This window comes from Kitasatospora brasiliensis (assembly GCF_032654805.1).
Classification (GTDB): domain Bacteria; phylum Actinomycetota; class Actinomycetes; order Streptomycetales; family Streptomycetaceae; genus Kitasatospora; species Kitasatospora brasiliensis.
In genome coordinates this window covers 38,246-60,478 of the sequence record NZ_JAUOOW010000006.1, presented here as the reverse complement: position 1 = coordinate 60,478, position 22,233 = coordinate 38,246, and the positions used below count along the sequence as shown (strand labels likewise).

21 protein-coding genes are annotated in these 22,233 nt (G+C 73.2%); 15 read left to right on the top strand and 6 right to left on the bottom strand.

Annotated features, from left to right (window positions below):
* Window positions 1-163: 163 nt before the first annotated feature.
* Together QWJ13_RS23030 and QWJ13_RS23025 are read left to right on the top strand one after the other, a co-directional pair.
* Window positions 164-1,540, top strand: a complete 1,377-nt coding sequence (locus QWJ13_RS23030) for an NsdA family TPR-like regulatory protein (RefSeq protein ID WP_316526788.1) — start codon at window positions 164-166, stop codon at window positions 1,538-1,540.
* Between the two features lie 233 nt (window positions 1,541-1,773).
* Window positions 1,774-2,991: a hypothetical protein gene (locus QWJ13_RS23025; protein ID WP_316526787.1), complete on the top strand. Its 1,218-nt coding sequence runs from the start codon at window positions 1,774-1,776 to the stop codon at window positions 2,989-2,991.
* A gap of 6 nt (window positions 2,992-2,997) precedes the next feature.
* On the opposite strand, the gene QWJ13_RS23020 is transcribed toward QWJ13_RS23025, so the two are convergent.
* The gene (locus QWJ13_RS23020; RefSeq protein WP_316526786.1) at window positions 2,998-4,302 is read right to left on the bottom strand and encodes an ABC transporter substrate-binding protein; all 1,305 of its coding nucleotides are present in this window, start codon (window positions 4,300-4,302) and stop codon (window positions 2,998-3,000) included.
* 173 nt (window positions 4,303-4,475) lie between these two features.
* On the opposite strand from QWJ13_RS23020, the gene QWJ13_RS23015 reads away from it, so the two are divergent.
* Together QWJ13_RS23015 and purU are read left to right on the top strand one after the other, a co-directional pair.
* Entirely contained in the window at window positions 4,476-4,991 is a 516-nt protein-coding gene (locus QWJ13_RS23015; protein ID WP_316526784.1) for an SCO4402 family protein, read from the top strand.
* A 110-nt stretch (window positions 4,992-5,101) separates the two neighbouring features.
* Window positions 5,102-5,968, top strand: coding sequence for a formyltetrahydrofolate deformylase (gene purU / locus QWJ13_RS23010; protein ID WP_316526783.1), 867 nt, complete (start codon window positions 5,102-5,104; stop codon window positions 5,966-5,968).
* 6 nt (window positions 5,969-5,974) lie between these two features.
* On the opposite strand, the gene QWJ13_RS23005 is transcribed toward purU, so the two are convergent.
* The gene (locus tag QWJ13_RS23005; RefSeq protein ID WP_316526782.1) at window positions 5,975-7,165 is read right to left on the bottom strand and encodes a zf-HC2 domain-containing protein; all 1,191 of its coding nucleotides are present in this window, start codon (window positions 7,163-7,165) and stop codon (window positions 5,975-5,977) included.
* On the bottom strand, window positions 7,162-7,773 hold the full coding sequence (locus QWJ13_RS23000) for a sigma-70 family RNA polymerase sigma factor (RefSeq protein ID WP_316526781.1): 612 nt from the start codon (window positions 7,771-7,773) through the stop codon (window positions 7,162-7,164). Before QWJ13_RS23000 ends, QWJ13_RS23005 begins: the two co-directional genes overlap by 4 nt.
* 473 nt (window positions 7,774-8,246) lie before the next feature.
* Here QWJ13_RS23000 and QWJ13_RS22995 point away from each other — a divergent pair, with 473 nt between their 5' ends.
* Window positions 8,247-8,738: an ATP-binding protein gene (locus QWJ13_RS22995; protein WP_316526780.1), complete on the top strand. Its 492-nt coding sequence runs from the start codon at window positions 8,247-8,249 to the stop codon at window positions 8,736-8,738.
* A gap of 392 nt (window positions 8,739-9,130) precedes the next feature.
* On the opposite strand, the gene QWJ13_RS22990 is transcribed toward QWJ13_RS22995, so the two are convergent.
* Complete coding sequence (locus tag QWJ13_RS22990) at window positions 9,131-10,108, bottom strand: GlxA family transcriptional regulator (RefSeq protein ID WP_316526779.1); 978 nt, start codon at window positions 10,106-10,108, stop codon at window positions 9,131-9,133.
* 120 nt (window positions 10,109-10,228) lie between these two features.
* On the opposite strand from QWJ13_RS22990, the gene QWJ13_RS22985 reads away from it, so the two are divergent.
* The 4 genes from QWJ13_RS22985 to QWJ13_RS22970 all read left to right on the top strand — a co-directional run bounded on the left by QWJ13_RS22985 (window position 10,229) and on the right by QWJ13_RS22970 (window position 13,689).
* Window positions 10,229-11,551 carry an MFS transporter gene (locus QWJ13_RS22985; protein ID WP_316526778.1) on the top strand — a complete coding sequence of 441 codons (1,323 nt, stop codon included), beginning with the start codon at window positions 10,229-10,231 and terminating at the stop codon, window positions 11,549-11,551.
* 46 nt (window positions 11,552-11,597) lie between these two features.
* Window positions 11,598-12,125 carry a GNAT family N-acetyltransferase gene (locus QWJ13_RS22980; protein WP_316526777.1) on the top strand — a complete coding sequence of 176 codons (528 nt, stop codon included), beginning with the start codon at window positions 11,598-11,600 and terminating at the stop codon, window positions 12,123-12,125.
* 116 nt (window positions 12,126-12,241) lie between these two features.
* Window positions 12,242-12,586 carry a DUF4229 domain-containing protein gene (locus QWJ13_RS22975; protein ID WP_316526776.1) on the top strand — a complete coding sequence of 115 codons (345 nt, stop codon included), beginning with the start codon at window positions 12,242-12,244 and terminating at the stop codon, window positions 12,584-12,586.
* Window positions 12,587-12,618: 32 nt separating this feature from the next.
* A complete protein-coding gene (locus QWJ13_RS22970; protein ID WP_316526775.1) occupies window positions 12,619-13,689 on the top strand; it encodes a LacI family DNA-binding transcriptional regulator in 1,071 nt (356 codons plus the stop codon).
* 133 nt (window positions 13,690-13,822) lie between these two features.
* Here the strand turns inward: QWJ13_RS22970 and QWJ13_RS22965 are convergent, their stop codons facing one another.
* On the bottom strand, window positions 13,823-15,031 hold the full coding sequence (locus QWJ13_RS22965) for an MFS transporter (protein WP_316526774.1): 1,209 nt from the start codon (window positions 15,029-15,031) through the stop codon (window positions 13,823-13,825).
* Between the two features lie 469 nt (window positions 15,032-15,500).
* Between QWJ13_RS22965 and QWJ13_RS22960 the strand changes: the two genes are divergently transcribed.
* Window positions 15,501-16,835 (top strand): dicarboxylate/amino acid:cation symporter, encoded by a 1,335-nt coding sequence (locus QWJ13_RS22960; protein WP_316526773.1) that lies wholly within the window; start codon window positions 15,501-15,503, stop codon window positions 16,833-16,835.
* A 290-nt stretch (window positions 16,836-17,125) separates the two neighbouring features.
* Here the strand turns inward: QWJ13_RS22960 and QWJ13_RS22955 are convergent, their stop codons facing one another.
* Window positions 17,126-17,329, bottom strand: coding sequence for a cold-shock protein (locus QWJ13_RS22955; RefSeq protein WP_316526772.1), 204 nt, complete (start codon window positions 17,327-17,329; stop codon window positions 17,126-17,128).
* 352 nt (window positions 17,330-17,681) lie between these two features.
* On the opposite strand from QWJ13_RS22955, the gene QWJ13_RS22950 reads away from it, so the two are divergent.
* From QWJ13_RS22950 to QWJ13_RS22930, 5 genes are all read left to right on the top strand, one after another.
* Window positions 17,682-18,578, top strand: coding sequence for a menaquinone biosynthetic enzyme MqnA/MqnD family protein (locus tag QWJ13_RS22950; RefSeq protein ID WP_316526771.1), 897 nt, complete (start codon window positions 17,682-17,684; stop codon window positions 18,576-18,578).
* 123 nt (window positions 18,579-18,701) lie between these two features.
* The gene (mqnC, locus tag QWJ13_RS22945) at window positions 18,702-19,922 is read left to right on the top strand and encodes a cyclic dehypoxanthinyl futalosine synthase (protein ID WP_316526770.1); all 1,221 of its coding nucleotides are present in this window, start codon (window positions 18,702-18,704) and stop codon (window positions 19,920-19,922) included.
* Window positions 19,923-19,926: 4 nt separating this feature from the next.
* Window positions 19,927-20,556 carry an amidohydrolase family protein gene (locus tag QWJ13_RS22940; RefSeq protein WP_316526769.1) on the top strand — a complete coding sequence of 210 codons (630 nt, stop codon included), beginning with the start codon at window positions 19,927-19,929 and terminating at the stop codon, window positions 20,554-20,556.
* 249 nt (window positions 20,557-20,805) lie between these two features.
* Window positions 20,806-21,393, top strand: coding sequence for a hypothetical protein (locus QWJ13_RS22935; RefSeq protein WP_316526768.1), 588 nt, complete (start codon window positions 20,806-20,808; stop codon window positions 21,391-21,393).
* Between the two features lie 88 nt (window positions 21,394-21,481).
* On the top strand, window positions 21,482-22,177 hold the full coding sequence (locus tag QWJ13_RS22930; protein ID WP_316526767.1) for a demethylmenaquinone methyltransferase: 696 nt from the start codon (window positions 21,482-21,484) through the stop codon (window positions 22,175-22,177).
* Window positions 22,178-22,233 lie beyond the last annotated feature (56 nt).

Sequence of the window (22,233 nt, the reverse complement as noted above, 5' to 3'; positions counted from 1 at the left end):
CCCAGGGCGCAAGGGGGGTGCGGTTCGTCACCGTGGGTATCCCGCTGGCGTTGCTGATCGCTAACCTTGTGTCAGATTCCTTGGACGGTCGGACAGTCGGCAACAGATCAGCAGAATCGTCGCCCGCCGGCCGGGACCGGAGGGTGTGGGGAGGCGAAGCCCAATGGCCGCGAGACCACTCGTCGCACGACAGCCCAACGAGCGTCTGCAGCAACTGATCCAGGAGGCCAGTTGCTCCAACGCCGGCCTGGCCAGGAGGGTCAACCTCTGCGGCGCCGAGCACGGGCTGGACCTTCGGTACGACAAGACCTCCGTCGCCCGCTGGCTGCGCGGACAGCAACCGCGCGGGCAGGCACCGGCCGTGATCGCCGAGGCCCTGGGCCGCAAGCTCGGCCGCAGCGTGTCGGTCGAGGAGATCGGCATGGCGGACGGCAAGAACCTGAGCTCCGGCATCGGACTCCAGTTCGCGCCGACCATCAACTCCGCCCTGGAGCAGGTCTGCGAGCTGTGGCGCAGCGACGTCGGCCGGCGGGACTTCCTGACCGGGGCGACGGTCGCCGCCTCCGCCCTGGTGGAGCCCAGCCGGGACTGGCTGATCACCCCGCCGGACCCGGTGGTGGCGCGGACGGGCGGCCCCCGGGTCGGCCCGACCGACGTGGCCGCGATCAGGGCGACCACGGTGATGCTGGTCGACCTGGACCACCGCTTCGGCAGCGGCCATGTGCGACCGGTGGTGGTGCACTACCTCAACTCGGTGGTCTCCGGCCTGCTCGGCGGCGCCTACCGGGAGGAGACCGGTCGCCAACTCTTCGCCGCCGTGGCCCGGTTGACCGAACTGGCCGGCTACATGGCGGTGGACACCGGGCAGCCCGGACTCGCCCAGCGCTACTACATCCAGGCGCTGCGGCTCGCCCAGGCCGCCGACGACCGCGGCTACGGCGGCTATGTGCTGGCCGCCTCGATGAGCCACCTGGCGGCCACCCTCGGCAATCCGCGGGAGATCGCCCAACTCGCCCGCGCCGCACAGGAAGGAGCCCGGTCGGTGGCCACCCCGACGGCGATGGCGATGTTCTACGCCGCCGAGGCCCGCGGCCACGCCCTGCTCGGTGACGCCCGCTCCTGCGAGGCGGTGTCGGCCAGAGCGCTGGAGGCGATGGAGAAGCGCCGCCCGGAGGACGACCCGGACTGGATCGCCCACTTCGACGACGCCTACCTCGCGGACGAGCTGGCCCACTGCCACCGGGACCTGGAACAGGCGGGCCAGGCCGAGCACTACGCCCGCCGGGCGCTCGACCTGCACCCGCCGACCAGGGTGCGGCGCCGTGCGGTGGACCTCGTCCTGCTGGCCACCGCCCAACTCCAGCAGCGGGACCTGGAACGCGCCTGCGAGACGGGCGCCCAGGCGGTCCGGCTGCTGAGCGGGCTGCGCTCCAACCGGGGCGTGGAGTACCTGGACGAGTTCCGGCGCCGGCTGGAGCCGTACCGGGAGCAGCGGGTGGTCCGGGAGTTCCACGCCCGGGCGGACGCCGAGGCGGCCTGAACGGGGGCCGACCCGGGAGCGGTGAGGGCCCGGTCCGGGGTCGGCGGTGCCCCGGACCTGTGGCGTTCGCGGATCGTCTGTGCAGGGAGCGTGACGGATGTCCCGCCCACGTGGTCACCCGGTGAGCCGAACCGGTAGCGTGGGCGCGACGTCCAAGGAACTGTGATGCTCCCAAGAACCGACGAGATGTGGTCCGCCGCCAGTGCGCGGTCCTGCACAGGTGAGGAATCGCGTTGAGTCAGCGCCGCTCGTATCCGAACTCCGGTGACTTCAACCTGGACGACCTGTTCCGCCCCGAGCCCGGCCACCCCCAGGGGCAGCCCGGCCAGCAGCCGCAGGGCCACTCGGTGGTGCCGCCGGTGGGGCAGCCGTCCGGGCAGCCGGAGTACCTCGGTGACGGCGCGCACGCGCAGCCGACCCAGGCGATGCCCGCGCAGAGCGCCCCGTGGGGTGCGCCGCAGCCCGGGTACGGAGCACCGCAGCCGGGGTACGGCGCGCCGCAGCACGATCCGGCCCCGGAGACCCAGTACCTGCCGCCGTACCCGGCCGGCGATCCGCAGGCGGCCGGCTACCCGGCGGCGCAGGCCCAGCCTGGCTACCCGCAGCCGCAGCCCGCGCCCGGCTACCAGGCCCAGCCCGGCTACCCGCAGCCGCAGCCGGCCTACCCGGCGCCGGACTACGGCCAGAACTACGCCCCGGAGCAAGGCCAGAGCCTCGGCCACGGCCAGAGCCTCGGCCAGGGGCAGGACTACGGCCAGGGCTTCGGCACGACCATGGCGGGCGGCTCGGAGCGCGGCGGACGCCCGTCCGGCAAGCTGATCATCGGCGGTGTGGTGGCCGGCTGCGCGGTGGCCGGCATCCTGGTCGCCGTCCTGCTGAACGGCGGCGACACCCCCGAGGGGGAGAAGAAGACCGCCCCGGTGGCCGCCGCGAGCACCACCCCCGCCCACCCCACGGGACCGGCGAGCCCGAGCGGCTCGGCCGCGGCCGCGGCCGGCGACCCGGACGTCAAGGCCCAGGCCCAGCCGCTGTCCGACCTGCTGGGCACCGCGAGCGACAGCCGCAGCTCGGTGGTCTCCGCGGTCGCCTCGGTGCAGAAGTGCGACAAGCTGCCCGAGTCCCAGCAGGCCCTGACCGCCGCGGCCGGCAAGCGGCGCGAGCTCCAGGGCAAGCTGGGCCAGCTGAAGACCGACAAGCTGCCCGGCGGCCCGCAGCTGGTCGAGCAGCTCAACGCGGCCTGGACGGCCTCGGCCCAGGCCGACGACGAGTACGCGGCCTGGGCGCAGGACGCCCAGGGCTCCTGCGACGCGAAGAAGCAGGACAACCAGCACTACAAGAACGCCGTGCAGGCCAGCGGCACCGCGACCACCGCGAAGAAGCAGGCCGCCACGCTCTGGAACACGATCGCCGGCCAGACGGGGCTGCCGAACAAGAGCGACGGCGACCTCTAGGGTTCGTCAGGCCGGCGGGCGGCCCCCGGTGAGCGCCCAGCGGATGTCCACGAAGCCCGGCTGCTGCAAGGTCATCCGGCCGTTCTTGACCACCTGGTAGGTGACCCAGGTGTTCACCAGCCGGGGTGAGCCGCTGCTGGGCAGCATGTTGGTGGTGCCCCAGTTCAGTGACGGGGTGATCCCGACGTCGATGCCCTCGCCGCTGTCGAGCAGCGAGGTGACCGTCTTCGGGGTGACCGGCTTGCCGCCCTCCGTCAGCTTCCGCGTCACCGTCCGGAACACCTCGTACGCGACCCAGGTGGTCTGCACGCCCGGGTCGGAGACGTCGATGGTGTGCCCGCCGGTGGTGTCGGTGCGCACCACGGCGCGCAGCCCGTCCCAGACCTTCGCCGACTCCGGCGGGTACCAGCTGGTGACGTAGGCGCCGTTCAGCGGGCCGGTGTCGCCGCCGGTGGAGTCCACCACCGACTGCTGGACGCTGCCGATCACCGAGGCGATCCGGGTGTTCTTCGGGGCCAGCCGCCGGTAGGAGTCCATCAGGTTGCCGGTCGGCTCGGAAGCCAGGGCGCTGGTGACGCAGTTGCCCGCCTCGTCCTTGCCGATCGCCTTGCGGACCACCGGGGTGTAGTCGGAGGACTGCTCGGGCGCCTTGACGTCGGTCAGCTTGACCCCGGCCGGCCGCAGCGCGGTGCCGAGGTAGCCGAGCAGGTTGTCGCCGGCCGGGGTGTCCGGGCGGACCAGGGCGACGCTCTTGCAGCCGGCGTCCACCAGCTGGCGGCCGTTGCCCGCGACCAGCGCCGGCAGGCCGCCGTCCACCGGGTAGGACAGCGGGCTGGCGAACTCCGGCTGGGAGAGCCCGTAGCCGCCGATCAGCGGGATGCCGGCGCGCTCCAGCACCGGCATGAAGGCCTCGCCCCACTGGCTGTAGGAGCCGATCACGGCGGTCACCTTGGCGTCCACCGCCTGCTGGGCGCAGGAGCGGGCACCGTCCGCGGTGTTGTGCTCGTTGCAGGTGATCACACGCAGCCGGTGGCCGCTGAGGCCGCCCTCCTCGTTGACGTCCTTGCCGATGGCGGAGGCGAGCGCGGTCATGCCCGGACGGTCGGCGGAGCCGGTGCCGGCCGGGGCCCAGGTCATCACGGTCAGTTCGGTGCCGCTGGTGGAAGCATCGGCCGATCCGCCGCACGCGGAGGCCGAGAAGAGGGTGGGGAGCAGGGCCGCGGTGGTCGCGGCGGCTGCGATCGGGCGCCGGCGGCGGCGTCGCGCGATCGGGGGACGGGTGTCCTGGAACGAGTCCCTTCGACTGGTCATCGGTCTTCCCTCTCTGGGCGCCCTCCGGCGCACCGGAGCAAGCCAAGCCCCGGCGTCACAAGCCGAGAGGGCCGAAGTGTGAACGGCCGGCGAATGACGGCCGAAATCCGGAGCGGGATGCGTGGAGATCGGGAGTGGAGCACGAACAGACGGGGAACGTACGATCGTTCACCATGTCCGCCAGCACAGATTCTTCGCACCGGTCCGCCCGAAACACCTCCCGTCCGGGGTACCGCTCCAGCACGATGGGCGGCATGCCGCTCAACGACCTGCCCTGGTGGCGCTGGCGAGCCCGACTGCGCTCGGCGCTGCACATGCTGTCCGACCCCGCGTTCCAGCACGAGACCTGGCTGACCGGCCGGGAGGGCTACGGGGACGTGACCGACGCCGTCTACCGGCTGGTCGAGGACACCTGGCTGGACCACTGGTCGGCCGAGAAGTACGTCGGCACGATCTTCCGCGACCCGGCCGAGGCCGCCCTGGTGGACGTCGCGGTGCTGCGGGCCGTGCAGATGCTGCACGAGGTCGGCGCGGACGCCCCGGCCTCCGCCTACCTCGGCCACCCCGGCTGGCCGGAGACCGTCCGGGCCGCCCGGGAGGCGCACGTCGCGCTGGCCCTGGGCGACGGGGACGACCCGGACGCGGCGCCCAAGTCGCTCGACGTGCTGCGCATCCTCACCCGGGTCTGACCGGCCTGACACCTTCCGTCCCGCAGTACGGGCAGCGGGGCGGCAGGTGTCCGGGATGTGACACGCTGGACCATCCACCCACGTCACGACCGCAGAACGGGATAACCCCAGTGGAACAGCAGCCGGCCAGCGCCCAGTACGTCCTCACGCTGTCCTGCCCCGACAAGCAGGGCATCGTCCACGCTGTCTCCAGCTACCTCTTCATGACCGGCTGCAACATCATCGACAGCCAGCAGTTCGGGGACGGGGACAGCGGGCTCTTCTTCATGCGGGTGCACTTCTCCGCCCCCGAGCCGGTCACCGCCGACAAGCTGCGCGCCAGCTTCGCCGCGATCGGCGCCTCCTTCGCGATGGACTGGCAGATCCACCCGAGCGAGCAGCGGATGCGGATCGTCCTCATGGTCAGCAAGTTCGGGCACTGCCTGAACGACCTGCTCTACCGCACCCGGATCGGCGCGCTGCCGGTGGAGATCGCCGCGGTGGTCTCCAACCACACCGACCTCCAGGACCTGACCGAGAGCTACGGCGTCCCGTTCCACCACATCCCGGTCACCAGGGACACCAAGGCCGAGGCCGAGCAGCGGCTGCTCGACCTGGTCGCCGAGGAGCAGGTCGAACTGGTCGTGCTGGCCCGCTACATGCAGGTGCTCTCCGACCAGCTGTGCACCGAGCTGTCCGGCCGCGTGATCAACATCCACCACTCCTTCCTGCCGAGCTTCAAGGGCGCCAAGCCGTACCACCAGGCGCACGCGCGCGGCGTGAAGCTGATCGGCGCCACCGCGCACTACGTCACCGCGGACCTGGACGAGGGCCCGATCATCGAGCAGGAGGTGGCCCGGGTCACCCACGACGTCAGCCCCGACCAGCTGGTCGCGATCGGCCGGGACGTCGAGTGCCAGGCGCTGGCCCGCGCGGTCAAGTGGCACAGCGAGCACCGGGTGCTGCTGGACGGGACCCGTACGGTCGTCTTCGCCTGACCGGGGTTACGGCCGGGACAGCAGCGGGAGCGCGTGCAGCACCTCGCGGACCGCGGCCCGGTCGCCGTGGGTGCCGACCGGCAGCCGGTCCGGGTCGCGGTGGGCGGCGGCCAGCTGGCACAGCTCCAGGCCGTCCAGCACCATCGAGGCCACCGGCTCGGCGCCGGCCGCCCCGCCGTCCTCGCCGTCCAGGGCGATCAGCCACTCGCCGCCCGCCGGGCCCTCGACCACCAGCCGCACCCGCCGGGCGGTCCGGACGCCGTCCCGCGGTGCGCCCGCCGCCCCGGCGTGCTCGGGGCGGCCCGCGCGCAGCCCGGCCAGCGCCCGGGGGAGCAGCCGGACCACCAGCTGGACCATCTGCCGCAGGTGCGCGGTGGCCGGCGGATCGTACGGGTAGGCGACCGCCCGGGCCACGTCCTCGCCGTGCACGAAGCACTCGAAGGCGCGGTCCACGAAGGCGTCGCGCAGCGGCAGCACGGTGAAGCCGTAGTCCACCGGGGTGTTGCCCTGTGGGGCCAGTGCGGCGCTGCGCACCAGGTCGTGGGCCTGCCGCCGCCAGCGGGAGCGCACCGACTGAGGCGCCAGGGCGCCCTGGTCGGCGATCATCCGGGCGGTGCGCGCGGTGATCGCGCCGTACGGGCCGCCCTGCGGCGGGACCCGGGGCGCCGGCGGTCCGGCGGCCGGCTCCTGGGGCGGCACCCGCCGCCCGGCCGGCGCGGCGGGCAGGCCGGGAGCGGCCGGCACCGGGTCGGGCAGACCGAGGGCGAGCGCCAGGAAGCCGTCCACGGCGGTCAGATGGCCGAGCACCTCGGCCGGGCGCAGCCGCGCGGTGCCGCCGTGCCACGGCAGGTCGGCCACCTCCTGCCACTCCTCCGGGCCGAGGTCGCGCAGCAGCGCGTCGAGCTTGGCGGTCTCCGCCGTGTACGGCATTCCCCAGGCGGGGACGGGCAGTTCGGCGGGCCGACGGGTCAGGCACCAGTCGAGCACCTGCTGGCGCAGCGAGCCGGGCTGGTCCAGCGGCTCGTCGAGGGAGAGCCAGCCGGCCGCCTCGCGCAGCCGGGCCGCCTCCTCGGCGCACTCCCGGCACTCGCGCAGGTGCTGCTCCAACTCGGCGGCCTCGCGGGGCGGGCAGGCGCCGAGGGCCCAGGCGCCGAGCAGCGAACGCAGGGCGTCGTGCTGCTCCTCCGTGCTGCTCACGTCCGCGTGCTCCCGTCCCCGCTCCCGGTGGTGTCCGCGGTTCCGTCTCCGGCTTCGTCCTGGCGGGCGCGGTGTTCGGCCAGTTCGGTGGCCAGCAGCTCCAGGCCGAGTCGCATCCGCTGCTTGGCGGCCTGTTCGCTGATGCCGAGCAGGTGGGCCGTCTCCCGGTAGGTGCGGCCGTCGTAGGAGGTCACCGTGATGGTCTCACGCAGGGGTTGGGGCAGGGAGTCGACGACGAGCTGCACCCGAGCGGCGGTGGCCACGACGCGGATCTCCGCCTCGGCGGGCCCGGGGTCGCCGAACGGCCCGTGCTCGGCGGCCCGCCGCGCCCGCAGCCGTTCGACCGCGCGGTGGTGGGTCAGCGCGCCGAGCCAGGAGCGCAGCGTGCCCTCGGCGGGGTCGAAGTCCTCGGGGTGCTCCCAGGCATGGGCGAAGACCTCCCGGGTGAGCTGGGTGGCGGCGGCCTGGTCGGCCAGGATCCGCCCGGCCAGGCCATGCACCATCGGCGCGAGCTGGTCGTAGAGTTCGCCGAGCGCCGTCTCCTCGCCGCGCGCGAGGCGGCGCTGCAACTGCTCGTCCCAGCGCGGGGTCCGCTCCGGGGTGGCCATCGGGAACCACCCTCCTGACCGGGTTCGCTGGCTTACCCCACGGTATCCCGCGGCCGGGCCGCGCCGGAGGCGATTGCGGCAAGAGCGGAACCGTTCGGTGCGGATCGCCGTCCTCACCGATGCCCGTTCCGGTCCGGGGCGTTGGCCTGGGACATCGGTCTGGGACATCGGTCTGGGGCAGGGACCTGAGGCCGGATTGTCGGATGGTGCGACAGTAGGCTGGTGGGACCTCCCGTGCGTCGGTACGAGGCTCGCCAGAGTGAGCGGCACAGTATGCACCGCGCTGTCCCCCGATCGCCGGAATATGCCCGAAGCGCTTGCTGCGGTCCGTCCCCCCACCCATCCTGAGGCGTATTCGTGTCGCGGCCGGTGCCCGACCGACGAGACGGCGCGGACGAGTGGGTGCGCGGGCCCGCCGGCCGAGCCGGCCCGATCGGGACTAAGGCCGAACTGCGAGTGCAGGTGGTGGAGCGGTGCAGGTTCTTCAGGTACAGCTGGCGGTGCAGGCGGACCCCGCCGAGGTCGGCCGGGCCCGCCGGTGGGTGCGCTCGCGGCTGCTGAACCACGGGGTGGACCCGGATGCGCCGATGGCCGAGACGGTGGTGCTGGTGGTCTCGGAACTGGTGACCAACGCCGTGGTGCACACCGGCTGTCCGGCCGTGCTGAGGCTCTGCCTGCCGGTGGCCGAGGACCCGGCGGAGGGGGACGGCGCGCAGGACAACGGGCCGAGTGTCCCGCTGCGGGTGGAGGTCGCCGACGCGAGCCGGGTCGCCCCGGCCCCGCGGCACGCGGGAGCGGACGAGGACGCGACCAACGGGCGCGGCCTGGAGCTGGTCGAGCTGCTCTGCGAACGCTGGGGCTGGTACCCGGACGGCGAGGGCAAGCGGGTCTGGTGCGAGATCGGCAGCGACGCCCGCCCGACCGATCCGCTGGCCGACGTGGACTGGGCGGCTTTGGCGCAATAGCGGCTTTCGCGGCGGCCGTCGGGCGGTGCCGATCACGGCGCTGATCACCGGCCGAAAGGTGACGCAACCATTCCGAATTTCGGACTACCCATTGACGTGACGTATCCGACTGATCACGCTTGGGTGCGGCGCTCCGTCGCGAGGGGACGCCAAGGGGACGTCCGTCCACCGCCGCGGTGCCGCTGTCCAGGGACTTCGTGCCAGCGCGCGGGACCGTCAGCGGCCGGTGGAGGCCCGCTCCTTGGCGAGTGCGGAGGGTGCGGCGCGGGTTCAGGGCTCGCGCGCCGCGGTTGGATGGCGGCTTGCCGTGGCGTGCTCGGGGTGCGTACGGCCTGCCGCCATCCAACGCTTCGCCGGAGTGCGATGAGTTTCGGCCACCCGCCGGTCGGGTTTCAGTGGCTCTCGGAGTAGGTGCGGAAGGCGCGCCGGTAGGCGCTCGGTGCCACGTCCAGCCGGCCGCGCAGCCGCAGCCGCAGCGAGGCCGCGGTGCCGAAACCGGACTCCCGGGCGACCTGGTCGATCGTCAGCTCCGTCCGCTCCAGCAACTGGCGGGCCCGCTCGGTGCGCTGGGTGGTGATCCACTGGCCGGGGCTGGCGCCGGTCTCCTCGCGGAAGCGCCGGGTGAAGGTCCGTACGCTCATCCCCGCCCGGTCGGCGAGCCGGCGCAGCGCCAGCGGCTCGTCCAGGTTCTCCAGCGCCCAGGCGCGCACCGAGGCGGTGCCGCCGGCGCCGGACTCCGTCGGGCTCGGGGCCTCCACGTACTGTTTCTGGCCGCCCTCGCGCCACGGCGGCACCAGGCAGTTGCGGGCCACCGCGTTGGCCACCGCGCTGCCGTGGTCGCGGCGCACCACGTGCAGGCACAGGTCCACCCCGGCGGCCACCCCGCCGGAGGTGAGGACGTCGCCGTCGTCGGTGTAGAGCACGTCCGGGTCCAGCCGCACCCGGGGGAACAGCCGGGCGAAGCGCTCGGTGTAGCGCCAGTGGGTGGTGGCCGGGCGGCCGTCCAGCAGGCCGGCGGCGGCCAGGACGAAGGAGCCGGTGCAGATCGACATCAGCCGGGTGCCGGGCCGGATCCGGGCCAGCGCGGCGGCCAGCTCCGGGGTGAAGCAGGCGTCGGCGATCGCCGGGCCGGAGTCGGCGGAGGCCGGGATCAGCACCGTGTCGGCCCGCTCCAGCAGTTCGGGCCCGTGGTCGACCATCACCCGGAAGTCGGCGCTGGTGGTGACCGGCCGGCCGTCCAGGGTGCAGGTGGCCACCTCGTACAGGGGGCGGCCGTCCGCATCCCTGGCGCTGCCGAAGATGCGGGCGGGGATGCCGAGTTCGAAGGCGATCACGCCCTCCAGGGCGAGTACCGCGACCAGGTGTGCCATGCCGTCCCCCCAGGGTCTGTCGGGTCCGGGCCACCCTAGCGAAGGCCGTGGCCCGATCCTTGCGAAACATGTCGTTCAGGCCACTCGTCAGCCTCCGGGCAGCCCGGAACACTCATCCGGGTGACCGAACGCAGCGCCCTCGCCCCCACCTCCACCCCGCTCTCCGAACCGCCCGCCCCGGCCCGGCGCCCCCGGGTGCACTACGCCTGGGTGGTGGCCGCCGTCTCCCTGCTCGTCCTGCTCGGCTCGGCCGGCTTCCGCTCCACGCCGAGCCTGATGATGGACGCCCTGCACAACGAGTTCGGCTGGTCGCTCGGGACGATCTCCAGCGCCACCTCCGTCAACCTGACCCTCTACGGCCTCACCGCCCCCTTCGCCGCCGCCCTGATGGACCGCTTCGGGGTGCGCCTGGTGGTGGTCTGCGCGCTGCTGACCATCTCGGTCGGCTCCGGGCTGACCATGCTGATGCGCGAGCCCTGGCAACTGGTGCTCTGCTGGGGCGTGCTGGTCGGCCTCGGCAGCGGCTCGATGGCCGGCGCCTTCGCCACCACCATCACCGGCCGGTGGTTCCAGGCCCGCCAGGGCCTGGTCACCGGGGTGCTGACCGCCGCCGGAGCGGCAGGCAACCTGGTCTTCCTGCCGGTCGGCGCCTGGCTGGTCGAGCAGCACGGCTGGCGCTCGGCCGTGGTCGTGGTCTCGCTCGCCGCCAGCGCCGTCGCCGTCCCGGTCCTGCTGCTGATGCGCGAGCGGCCCGCCGACCTCGGCCTGCTCCCGTACGGCGCGACCGAGGCCCCGCCCGCGCCGGTGCGCGACACCCGCGCCCTGGCCCGCTCGCTGCGGGTGCTGCGGGACGCCTCCCGCAGCCGGGCGTTCTGGCTGCTGGCCGGCTCCTTCGCGATCTGCGGCGCCACCACGGCCGGCCTGGTCGGCACCCACTTCATCCCGGCCGCGCACGACCACGGCATGCCGGTCACCACCGCCGCGAGCCTGCTCGCCCTGATCGGCCTGTTCGACGTGCTCGGCACGATCTTCAGCGGCTGGCTCACCGACCGGGTCGACTCCCGGCTGCTGCTGACCGTCTACTACGGGCTGCGCGGACTGTCCCTGCTCCTGCTGCCGCAGCTGCTGGCCGGCTCGCTCCAGCCGCCGGTCCTCGCCTTCGTGGTCTTCTACGGCCTGGACTGGGTGGCCACCGTGCCGCCGACCGTCGCGCTCTGCCGCCGGCACTTCGGCGAGGACGCCCCGATCGTCTTCGGCTGGGTGCTCGCCGCCCACCAGATCGGCGCGGCCGTCGTCGCCGGGCTGGCCGGCCTGGCCCGGGACGCGCTCGGCAACTACGACCTCACCTGGTACGGCGCCGGCGCGCTGTGCGTGGTCGCGGTCGGGCTCTGCCTGGCGCTGCGCACCGGGCGGACCGACCGGGCGGTGCCGGCGCTCAGCTGACGGCCCATCGGTGGGACTGTCGTACCGGAGGTCTAGGCTCCGGCCCATGACGCTCACCTTCACCCTGGACCCGAAGCTCGACCCGGACCTGACGTCGGACATCGTCCGGCTCTGGGCCGACGTCACCAACGCGGGAGGGGCGGTCGGCTTCGTGGCGCCGGTCACCGAGGACGAGGTCTGGGACACCGCCGACCGCCAGTTCGCCGGGGTCCACCCGGACGGCCCGGACCGGCTGCTGATCGCCCGCGAGAGCGGGACGGACCGGCTGGTCGGCGTGCTGTTCTTCGAGTCGATGCGCTTCGACCTGATGGAGCACTGGCGGATGCTCAAGCGGGTCATGGTGCACCCCGACTTCCAGGGCCGTGGCTACGGTGCCGAGCTCCTCGCCGAGGCCGAGCGGGTGGCCCGGGAGTGGGGCCTGCAGTCGCTGCGGCTCACCGCGCGCGGCGGCCTGGGGCTGGAGCGCTTCTACGCCCGCAGCGGCTACCGGGAAGTCGGCCGGGTGCCGGCCGCGATCCTGGTCGCCCCCGGGGACTACCGCGACGACATCACCATGTGGCTCGATCTGCGTTGATCCCGGAGAACGGCCGTACGGGCGGGAGCGGGTGCCCCGTGCCCCGCGCCGCCCGTCAGGCATGCTTGACTGGAGGACCCGCCCTCGCCCCCGCGTACCGAAGAAGGATGTGTCCAGTGACCAGCAACGGCCCGGAGAAGTCGCACGCCACGCTCCGCTACACCTCCATGCGGGTCAGCATCTTCCTCGGCTGCCTGCTGGTGGCCCTGCTGCTCGGACACTTCGGGGTCATCCCGGTCAGCGGCGAGGCCGGCGTGATCTTCCTGTTCCTGCTGGCCGCGCTGGCCTCCGCGCCGCTCAGCTACGCGCTGCTGAGCAGGCAGCGCGACGCGATGTCCGCCCAGCTGAGCGACAAGGTCACCGGGCTGCGCAGCCGTACCGCCGAGCGGATCGCCGCGCAGAACGCGGAGGAGGACGCCGTCGACGAGGCCGCCCGCGCGGCCACCGCCGGCCAGAACTGAGCCCCGTCCCGGCCCGCCCGAGCCCAGCCGCCGTGCCCGACACCCGAGACCCCGCGCCGTCCGAGCAGCCCGCCGAAGGCACCTGGCCGCCGCCCGTGCGCCGGCCCACCGGGCGGGACGTGGCCCGGCTCGCCGGGGTCTCCCAGGCCACCGTCTCCCTGGTCTTCTCCGGCGCCGAGGCCGGCCGGCGGGTCTCCGAGGCCACCCGGCAGCGGGTCCGGGAGGCCGCCGGCAGCCTCGGCTACCGCCCGCAGGCGGCGGGCCGGCAACTGCGGCTCGGCCGCAGCGGGATGATCCTGCTGGCCGTGCCGAACCTCCAAGGCCCGTTCTTCGGCCGGGTGCTGGAGGGCGTCCACGAGGAGGCCGGTCGCAACGGCCTTGCCGTGGTGGTCAGTTCCGGTTGGGGCAGGGCCACCCTCGCCGAGGCCGCCACCGCCGGCCGCTTCGACGGACTGCTGATCTGCTCCCCGGACGACAGCCAGCTCGGCGAGCTGCCCGCCGACACCCCCGCCGTCTTCCTGGACGCCGACCCCGGCACCGACCGGGCGCGCCCGACCGTCGAGCTCGACGTGGCCGGCGGGATGCGCGCCGCGGTCGAGCACCTGGCCGCGCTCGGCCACCGCCGGATCGGCCGGCTGCGCTCCAGCCACGCCGCGTACACCTTCCGGGTCCGGCAGGCCGCCTTCGAGCAGGCCGTCCGCGAACTCGGGCTCGACGTCGTGGAGTTGGGCGTGAGCCTGAACGACGGCCACCGGGCCGCGCGGGCCGTGGCGGGCCGGCTGCTGGAGCGGGCGGACCGGCCGCGCGCGGTGATCTGCGACGACGACGTGGTTGCCTCCGGGGTCTATCAGGCCGCCGCCGAGCTGGGGTTGCGGGTGCCGGAGGACCTCTCCGTGGTCGGCATGGACAACGTCGCGGTGGCCGCGCTGCTCGCCCCGCCGCTGACCACCGTCGACCTGCCCGGCGAGGAGCTGGGCCGGGCGGGCGCTGCCGCGCTGGCGGCGCTGCTGCGCGGGGAGCGGGTGGCGCCGGTCGCGCCGCTGGCGACCTCGCTGGTGCTGCGTTCCTCCACGGCGCCGGCCCGTGCGGAGCGGGCGGACTGATCGTCGGCACCGGCGTGACCTCCTCGGCGAGCGCCTGCGCCGACGTCACCGTCTCCGCGGCCACCAAGCACGGTGGACATGACTGTGCCCGCCGGCCAGACCGCCGGCGGGCACAGTCGTCTCTGGGGGTGGGTCAGCCCACCGGTACGGGCTGCGCGGCCGGGAGGGCCGGCGCCGGGTGGAACCAGCGCCGGGCGCCGAACAGCAGCAGCCCGCCGATCGTGATCCCGCCCACCGCGCACAGCGCCACCGAGCGCAGCGAGCCCTCGGCGAGCTTGCCGGAGACGGCGTAGCCGAGCGAGTTGCCGGTGGCGAACAGCGTCACCAGCCAGGCGAAGGCCTCGGTGACGGTGCCGGTCGGCGCCAGTTCGGCGACCAGCACGAACGCCGCCGCCAGCAGCGGGGCCAGCATGATTCCGGAGAGGAAGGCCAGCGCGGCCATCGGGTACGGTCCGGGCAGGGTGACCAGCGGCAGGTAGCTGACGGCCATCGCGAGGGCCATCATCCAGGTGCGGGTGGCGGTGCTCAGTCGCCACGTGACCGCGCCGTAGGCGAGCGCGCCGAGCAGGCCGCTGAACGCCGCGAGCGCCAGCAGGGCGCCTCCGCCGCCGGGCAGCGAGCCGACGTGCTGCTCGGCGTAGGCGATGAACAGCACGTTCTGGGCGCCGACCGCCCAGCCGGCTCCGCCCAGTCCGACCAGCAGCAGCACCAGGCCGGGGGAGCGCAGCGGTCCGAGCAGCCCGGCGGACTGCTCCCGGACCGGGGCGCGCCAGGTGCGGGCCGGTCCGGTGGTGGCCACGATCAGCGCACCGGCCAGTCCGAGTCCGGCGGCCACCCAGAGTGCGGCGACCGGGCTGAACAGTCCGGAGATGGCGGCGACGGCCAGCGGCCCGGCGACGTAGAGGGTCTGCTGGGAGGCCGAGTCGAAGGCGTAGGCGGTGTCCAGCTGCTTCTCCTCGACCACATCGGGCCAGAGCGAGCGCAGGCAGGGTTCCAGCGGCGGCATGGCGAGTCCGGCGATCGCGGCGCCGACCGGGGCGCCGATCGCGGAGCCGGGGTCGAGGGCGAGCAGCGCGTACCCGCCGCCGGCGACCACGGCGGAGGCGAGCAGGACGCGCGGCTGTCCGGTGCGGTCCACGATCCGGCCGAGCACCGGCCCGCCGATGGCGGCGGCGATCGCGTAGGCGGAGGTGGCCAGTCCGACCCGGCCGTAGGGCACTCCGGCGTCGCGCAGCGCGAGCGCGATCACCAGGGCGGTCATTCCGGCGGGCAGGCGGCCGAGCAGGGTGCCGAGCAGCAGACGGGTGACGTGCGGGGCACGGAGCAGGGCGAGGTAGCCCATCGGCGTCCTCTCCGGGTGGGCAGGCAGGGTCGGGGACGCTGTTGACGTTATACGTATAACCGCTGAACGGTCAATCGGACCCGTGGGAGCGATCTGATGCGGCGTCAGCTTCGTTCGTGCCCGGAGTTCGGGTTCGAGATCGTTCGGGATCAACGGCCACTCTGCGTGATCTCAAACAAGTACTTTGAACATCTCAAACCTTTCCTGCTAACGTATCGGCCATGACAGCCTCGGAGACACTGCGGATGAACGGCCCGGGCCCGCAGCCCGGCGCCGCCCGCCCGTGTGCTCTGGCCGGCGCTGTGGACAGCCCGCGCCGTTGTCGCGCCATGAGCTGTACTGCCATGAGCTGTATCGCGGCGGCACGCCCCTGACCGGGGCCCGACCCCTTCCGTCCGGCCCCGCGCCGTGCCGCCGCCTCCGCCCCACACCTCACCGTCGCAACGCCCTCCCCCGGAGACGCACCCCCATGTCCACAGCGCCCGAGGCGACCTCGTCGCCGTCCGTGCTCGCCCGCATCCGCAAGACGCCCTTCTGGGTGCAGATCGTCGCCGGCCTCGTGCTCGGCGTCGGCCTCGGCTACCTGGCCCGTGCCGCCGACATCTCCTGGCTGGCGACCACCCTGGAGACGATCGGCAAGATCTTCGTCCAGCTGCTCAAGGTGGCCGTCCCGCCGCTGGTGTTCACCGCGATCGTGGTGAGCGTCGCCAACCTGCGCAACGTGACCAACGCGGCCCGCCTGGCCACCCGCACGCTGCTCTGGTTCATGATCACCTCGCTGATCTCGGTCGGCATCGGCATCGGCCTGGGCCTGCTGACCAACCCGGGCGAGGGCACCAACCTGAAGACCGAGGGCCTCAAGGCGCTCGACTCCAAGGGCACCTGGATCGACTTCCTGACCGGGATCTTCCCGACCAACATCGTCGACTCCTTCGCCAAGGTGAACGTGCTCCAGATCGTCTTCCTGGCGGTCGTGGTCGGCGCGGCGGTCATCAAGCTCGGCGCCAAGGCCGAGCCGGTCCTCAAGCTCAGCGAGTCCGTGCTGGAGCTGACCCAGACCGCCCTGTGGTGGGTCATCCGGCTCTCCCCGCTCGGCACCCTCGGCCTGATCGGCAAGTCCGTCGCCAAGTACGGCTGGGACCTGCTGAAGCCCTTCGCCACACTGACCCTGGACATCTACCTCGGCTGCGCGCTGGTGATGTTCGTCGTCTACTCGCTGGTGCTGCGCTTCGCGGCCGGCCTCAACCCGCTGCACTTCTTCAAGGGCGCCTGGCCCGCGATCCAGCTGGCCTTCGTCTCCCGCTCCTCGGTCGGCACCCTGCCGCTCACCCGCCGCGTCACCGAGCGCCTCGGCGTCCCGAGCGAGTACGCGTCCTTCTCCGTGCCGTTCGGCGCCACCACCAAGATGGACGGCTGCGCCTCGATCTACCCGGCCGTCGCCGCGATCTTCGTCGCCCAGGTCTTCAACATCGAGCTGGGCATCAAGGACTACCTCCTGATCGCCTTCGTCTCGGTGGTCGGCTCGGCCGCCACCGCGGGCCTGACCGGCGCGATCATCATGCTGACGCTGACCCTGTCCACCCTGGGCCTGCCGCTGGAGGGCGTCGGCCTGCTGCTCGCCATCGACCCGATCCTGGACATGATGCGGACCGCGACCAACGTCGCCGGCCAGGTCGTGGTGCCGATCGTGGTCGCCGCCCGGGAGAGGATCCTGGACGTCGCCGCGTACAACAACCCCTCCTCGGAGCTGCACGAGGAGGACGAGGCCAAGCCGGTCGCCGTCGCGGCCCCGGTCGCGGCCTGACCCCGAACGTACGGTCGGACGCCTGAGGGGACGTTCGACCGGCGCGATGGAAAGGGCCCTCTCCCGGTGACGGGAGAGGGCCCTTTCCGCATTTTCTCCGTGCCCGAACTCGGGAGTGCCCAGGACTTCGGAGCGGCGGAAGTCCGGATTCGAACCGCGGCTCGAAAAGGCAGGAGGCCCGCCGGACCGGCGGGCCTCCTTGGGTACTGCTCTTGTGCTCACGGTGGCGGCTGTCGGGAGCCGCCGACGGACCCGCGCGGGTCCCGAGCGATCAGATCATCAGAGGATGGTCAGACAGCGCTGACGTTCTCCGCCTGCGGGCCCTTCGGGCCCTGGGTGACGTCGAAGGTGACCTGCTGGTTCTCCTCCAGCGAGCGGAAGCCGTTCGCGTTGATGGCGGAGTAGTGAACGAAGACGTCGGGGCCGCCGCCCTCCTGGGCGATGAAGCCGAAGCCCTTCTCAGCGTTGAACCACTTGACGGTTCCCTGAGCCATGCCGTTCTCCTTGCGATGCGTGTCGGGGGCCACACCGTGTGGCACCCGGTCCGCTGCGCTGATCGCCCTGCCTCCGGACGAGTCCGAAGTTTTTCGATATTGCTGAAAAACTACAAAAAGCCTGCGGTTACATGCTCCGCAGGCTTCAAGTACTGCAAGGGGAATCAAACTGCAACTGAGGGCAACGCTAGCATGCGGCCGCTGTGACGACCAGAGGTCATTTGAGGGGTGGAAGGCGCGTGTCGTAAGGGCCGGAACGGGCGCGGAAAGCGTGTCCGGGCAGCCGGGTGCGAGCGACCGGGATCGGCAGGCATACGCTGCGGGGAGGCACGAACAGCAAGGGAGCGGCGCAGTGGCAGCACCGGAAGCAGCAGAGACACCGGTCAGGCCGCGGGTCGGCCACATCCAGTTCCTGAACTGCGTCCCCCTCTACTGGGGGCTCGCCAGGACCGGCAACCTGCTCGACCTGGACCTCACCAAGGACACCCCGGAGAAGCTGAGCGACCGGCTCGTCGACGGGGCCCTGGACATCGGACCGATCACCTGCGTGGAGTACCTGCGCAACGCGGACGACCTCCTGGTCCTGCCGGACATCGCGGTCGGCAGCGACGGCCCGGTGATGTCCTGCCTGATCGTGAGCAAGGTGCCGCTCGCCGACCTCGACGGCCGCCGGGTCGCCCTCGGCTCCACCAGCCGCACCTCCGTCCGGCTCGCCCGGCTGCTCCTGGAGGAGCGCGAGGGCGTGCGCCCGGACTACTTCAGCTGCCCGCCGGACCTCAGCGCGATGCTCGCCGAGGCCGACGCCGCCGTCCTGATCGGCGACCCGGCGCTGCGCGCCTACCTTGGGCAGGCCGCCGACCTCGGGCTGACCGTCCACGACCTCGGCGAGATGTGGAAGGAGTGGACCGGCCTGCCGTTCGTCTTCGCGGTCTGGGCGGTGCGGCGCGAGTTCGCCGAGCGCGCCCCGGAGCTGACCGCCGCGGTGCACCGGGCCTTCCTGGAGTCCCGTGACCTGTCGCTGGTGGAGGCCGCCAAGGTCGCCGAGCAGGCCGCCCGCTGGGAGGCCTTCGGGCCGGAGGTGCTGGAGCGGTACTTCAGCGAGGCGCTCGACTTCTCGCTCGGCGAGCGGCAGCTGGCCGGAGTCACCGAGTTCGCCCGGCGGGTCGCGCACGACAGCGGGTTCGCTCCGGACGTGGCGGTGCGGCTGCTGGAGCCGGTGGCGCTGCCGGTGGGGCCGGCGGGGGAGTAGCCGGCGGCGGGGGGCGGGGTACGGCCCGGCGCAGCCCAGCGGGCTGGAGCGGGCGGCGGAATGTGCTGGCGTAGGCTGGTTCGGCCGTACCCCAGTAGCACTTGAGAGAGAGAAGGCCGCCAGGTGACCGAGCTCGCAGCGACCACCCTCGATGCGTCCAGCAGCGACCTGAAGGCCGTGCTCGACCGGGCCGCCGCCGGTGGCCGGATCACCCCGGAGGAGGCGCTGGAGCTCTACCGCTCGGCGCCGCTGCACGCGCTCGGCTCCGCCGCCGACGCGGTGCGCCGCCGCCGCTACGCGGGTACCGAGCACATCGCGACGTACATCATCGAGCGCAACATCAACTACACCAACGTCTGCGTGACGGCGTGCAAGTTCTGCGCCTTCTACGTGCCGCCGAAGAGCGACAAGGGCTGGTCCCGCGAGCTCGACGAGATCCTGCGCCGCTGCGCCGAGACGGTCGAGCTGGGCGGCACCCAAATCATGTTCCAGGGCGGCCACCACCCGGACTACGGCGTGGAGTACTACGAGCGCGCGTTCTCGGCGATCAAGGCCGACTTCCCGCAGCTGGTGATCCACTCGCTGGGCGCCTCCGAGGTCGAGCACATGTCCCGGATCTCGGGCGTCTCCGTCGAGGAGGCGATCACCCGGATCCACAAGGCGGGCCTGGACTCCTTCGCGGGCGCCGGCGCCGAGCTGCTGCCGGAGCGGCCGCGCAAGGCGATCGCCCCGCTGAAGGAGTCGGGCGAGCGCTGGCTGGAGATCATGGAGATCGCCCACAAGCTCGGCGTGGAGTCCACCTCCACCATGCTGATGGGCACCGGCGAGACCAACGCCGAGCGGATCGAGCACCTGCGGATGATCCGCGACGTCCAGGACCGCACCGGCGGCTTCCGGGCCTTCATCCCGTACACCTACCAGCCGCAGAACAACCACCTGAAGGGCTCGACCCAGGCCACCGTCTTCGAGTACCTGCGGATGATCGCGATCGCCCGCCTGTTCCTCGACAACGTCGCCCACATCCAGGGCTCCTGGCTCACCACCGGCAAGGAGGCGGGCCAGCTGTCGCTGCACTACGGCGCGGACGACCTCGGCTCCGTGATGCTGGAGGAGAACGTCGTCTCGGCGGCCGGTGCCAAGCACCGCTCCAACCTCACCGAGCTGATCCACCTGATCCGGGCCGCCGACCGCGTCCCGGCGCAGCGCTCGACCACGTACGAGCACCTGCGGGTGCTGGACGACCCGGCGAACGACCCGGTCGACGCGCGGGTCGCCTCGCACATCTCCTCCACGGCGATCGAGGGCGGCACCGCCCACCCGGAGCTGAAGATCCTGGACAACTGAGTCCGTGCTGACCCTGCACCGGGCGGCGTTCGTCCTGCCCGACCCGGCCGACCCCACCGCCCCGTCCATCGCCGACGGGGCGGTGGTGGTGCGCGGCGAGCTGGTCGAGGCGGTCGGACCGTACCGGGAGCTGGCGGCCGGCCGGCCGGGCGCGCGGGTGCGGGACTGGGGTGCGGCGCTGCTCGCCCCCGGGCTGCGCAATCCGTACGGGCACTCGCTGCTGGAACGGGCGTACCACCCGGACCCCCGGGAGGAGGCCGGCATCGAGCCGGTGCCGGACGGGCTGGCCGGGTCCACGGACGGGACGCGGTGCGGGGCCAGTGCGCGGCGGGGGCTGCAGCGGATGCTCGGGTACGGGGTGACGGCGGTGGCTGGGCCCTTCGAGCGGGCCTCGGTGCGGACGGCGGTGGCGCGCTCGGGGGTCGTGGGGCTGCCGGGTGCTGCCGCCGGGTCAGGGCCGCTGGATCCGCTGGCCGTGCTGCCGTTCGCGGAGGCCGTGTACGGGCGGGTGGCGGTCGGGGGCCGGGCGGACTTCGCGGTGTTCGCGGTCGCCGGTGACGGCGGCGCCGTACCGGTGACGGGCGGGTGCCTGGCCACCGTGCTGGGCGGACGGTTGGTGTACCGGCGGCGGTGAGACCGTGGTCACAGCCGGTGCGGCGTACTCGCCAGTAGCCTGATGCCCGTGCGGCGCACGGGACTTCCTTCGTGTGCGGCCGAACTCCGGCGACGGTTCCGGGGAGTGATTGGGCCTTCGTCGTGACCTGAGGGCCCGCCAGCGGATACGATCCCGGACAGGTCTCTCCGTACCCTCACCACACCACCGCCCGTGCCCGCGGGCGGCGGGGCCGCGCCCCGGCCCCGACGGCAAGCCAGGACAGGAAGCATGCGAACCGCGACCGTTCCCCCGCCGCGCATCCCGCGGATGGGCCGTGGTTGGTACCTCGCCGCCGTGCTCAGCGCCGTGCTGGCCGTCGGGATGTGCCTGCTGGGTTGGCGTCAGGCCGACCAGGCCGACCGGATCGAGGCGCACCCGGTGAGAGTCGACGGGATCGTCACCCAGCTCCCGACCGGCGGCGGCACCTACAGCGCCGTCAGCTACCGGGTCGCCGGCCAGCCGCACACCGCGGCCGCCCTGCCGCTCTCGGACCGCGCCAAGCTCGGCGACACGGTCTGCCTGGAGCACGCCGCCGACGACCCGGGCGCGGTGCGGATCTGCGGCGACACCTACCCGCAGCCCGTCGGCGTGGGCCTGGCCAGGTTCAGCGTGCCGGTGGCCGTCGTGCTCTTCGCGGTCTGCCTGTTCCGCATCCGGCGGCACCACAAGGCCCTCGCGGTCCGCGGCGGGCAGGGGAAGCTGGCCGCCAACCTCGCCCTGGCGACCGAGGCGCTGGCGGACGGGATGCCCGCGATAACGCACGGCAAGCGGTCCCGCCGACGGCGCCGCGCGGGCGGGCGGCGCGCCCAGCACTGACCGGGTGTGACCCGGAGTGCGGCCCGGGTGCGCCGGGGCCGGGGTGGCCGGTGGCCGTGCCGTCCGTGCGAGGGTGAACAATGGGCGGGTGACCCGAGCCTCTCTGGACAAGCAGCCGCACGAAGTCGCCGCCATGTTCGACGACGTCGCGGCCAAGTACGACCGCACCAACGACGTGATCTCCCTCGGCCAGGCCCGCGCCTGGCGCCGGGCGGTGGCCGAGGCGGTGTCCGCCGCACCGGGGGACTTCGTGCTCGACCTCGGGGCCGGCACCGGCACCTCCTCGCTGCCCTTCGCCGAGGCCGGGGCGACGGTCGTCCCGTGCGACTTCTCGGTCGGCATGCTCACCGAGGGCAAGCGTCGCCACCCCGAGCTGGCGCTCACCGCCGGCGACGCCACCCGGCTGCCGTTCGCGGACGACACCTTCGACTCGGTGACGATCTCCTTCGCGCTGCGCAACGTCCAGGACACCGACGCGGCGCTGGCCGAGATGCTGCGGGTCACCAAGCCCGGCGGCAAGCTGGTGATCTGCGAGTTCTCCACCCCGACCTGGACGCCGTTCCGGACGGTCTACACCGAGTACCTGATGCGCGCACTGCCGCCGGTGGCCACCGCCGTCAGCAGCAACCCGGACGCGTACGTCTACCTCGCCGAGTCCATCCGGGCCTGGCCCGACCAGCCGGGGCTGGCCGCCAAGCTCCAGGAGGCCGGCTGGTCGAAGGTCGCCTGGCGGAACCTGACCGGCGGGATCGTCGCGCTGCACCGGGCGTACAAGGTCGCGTAGCCGCGTCGGCTGGTCCCGGGGCGCACGGTCGCCCTCGGGACCGGCCCCGGGACGAG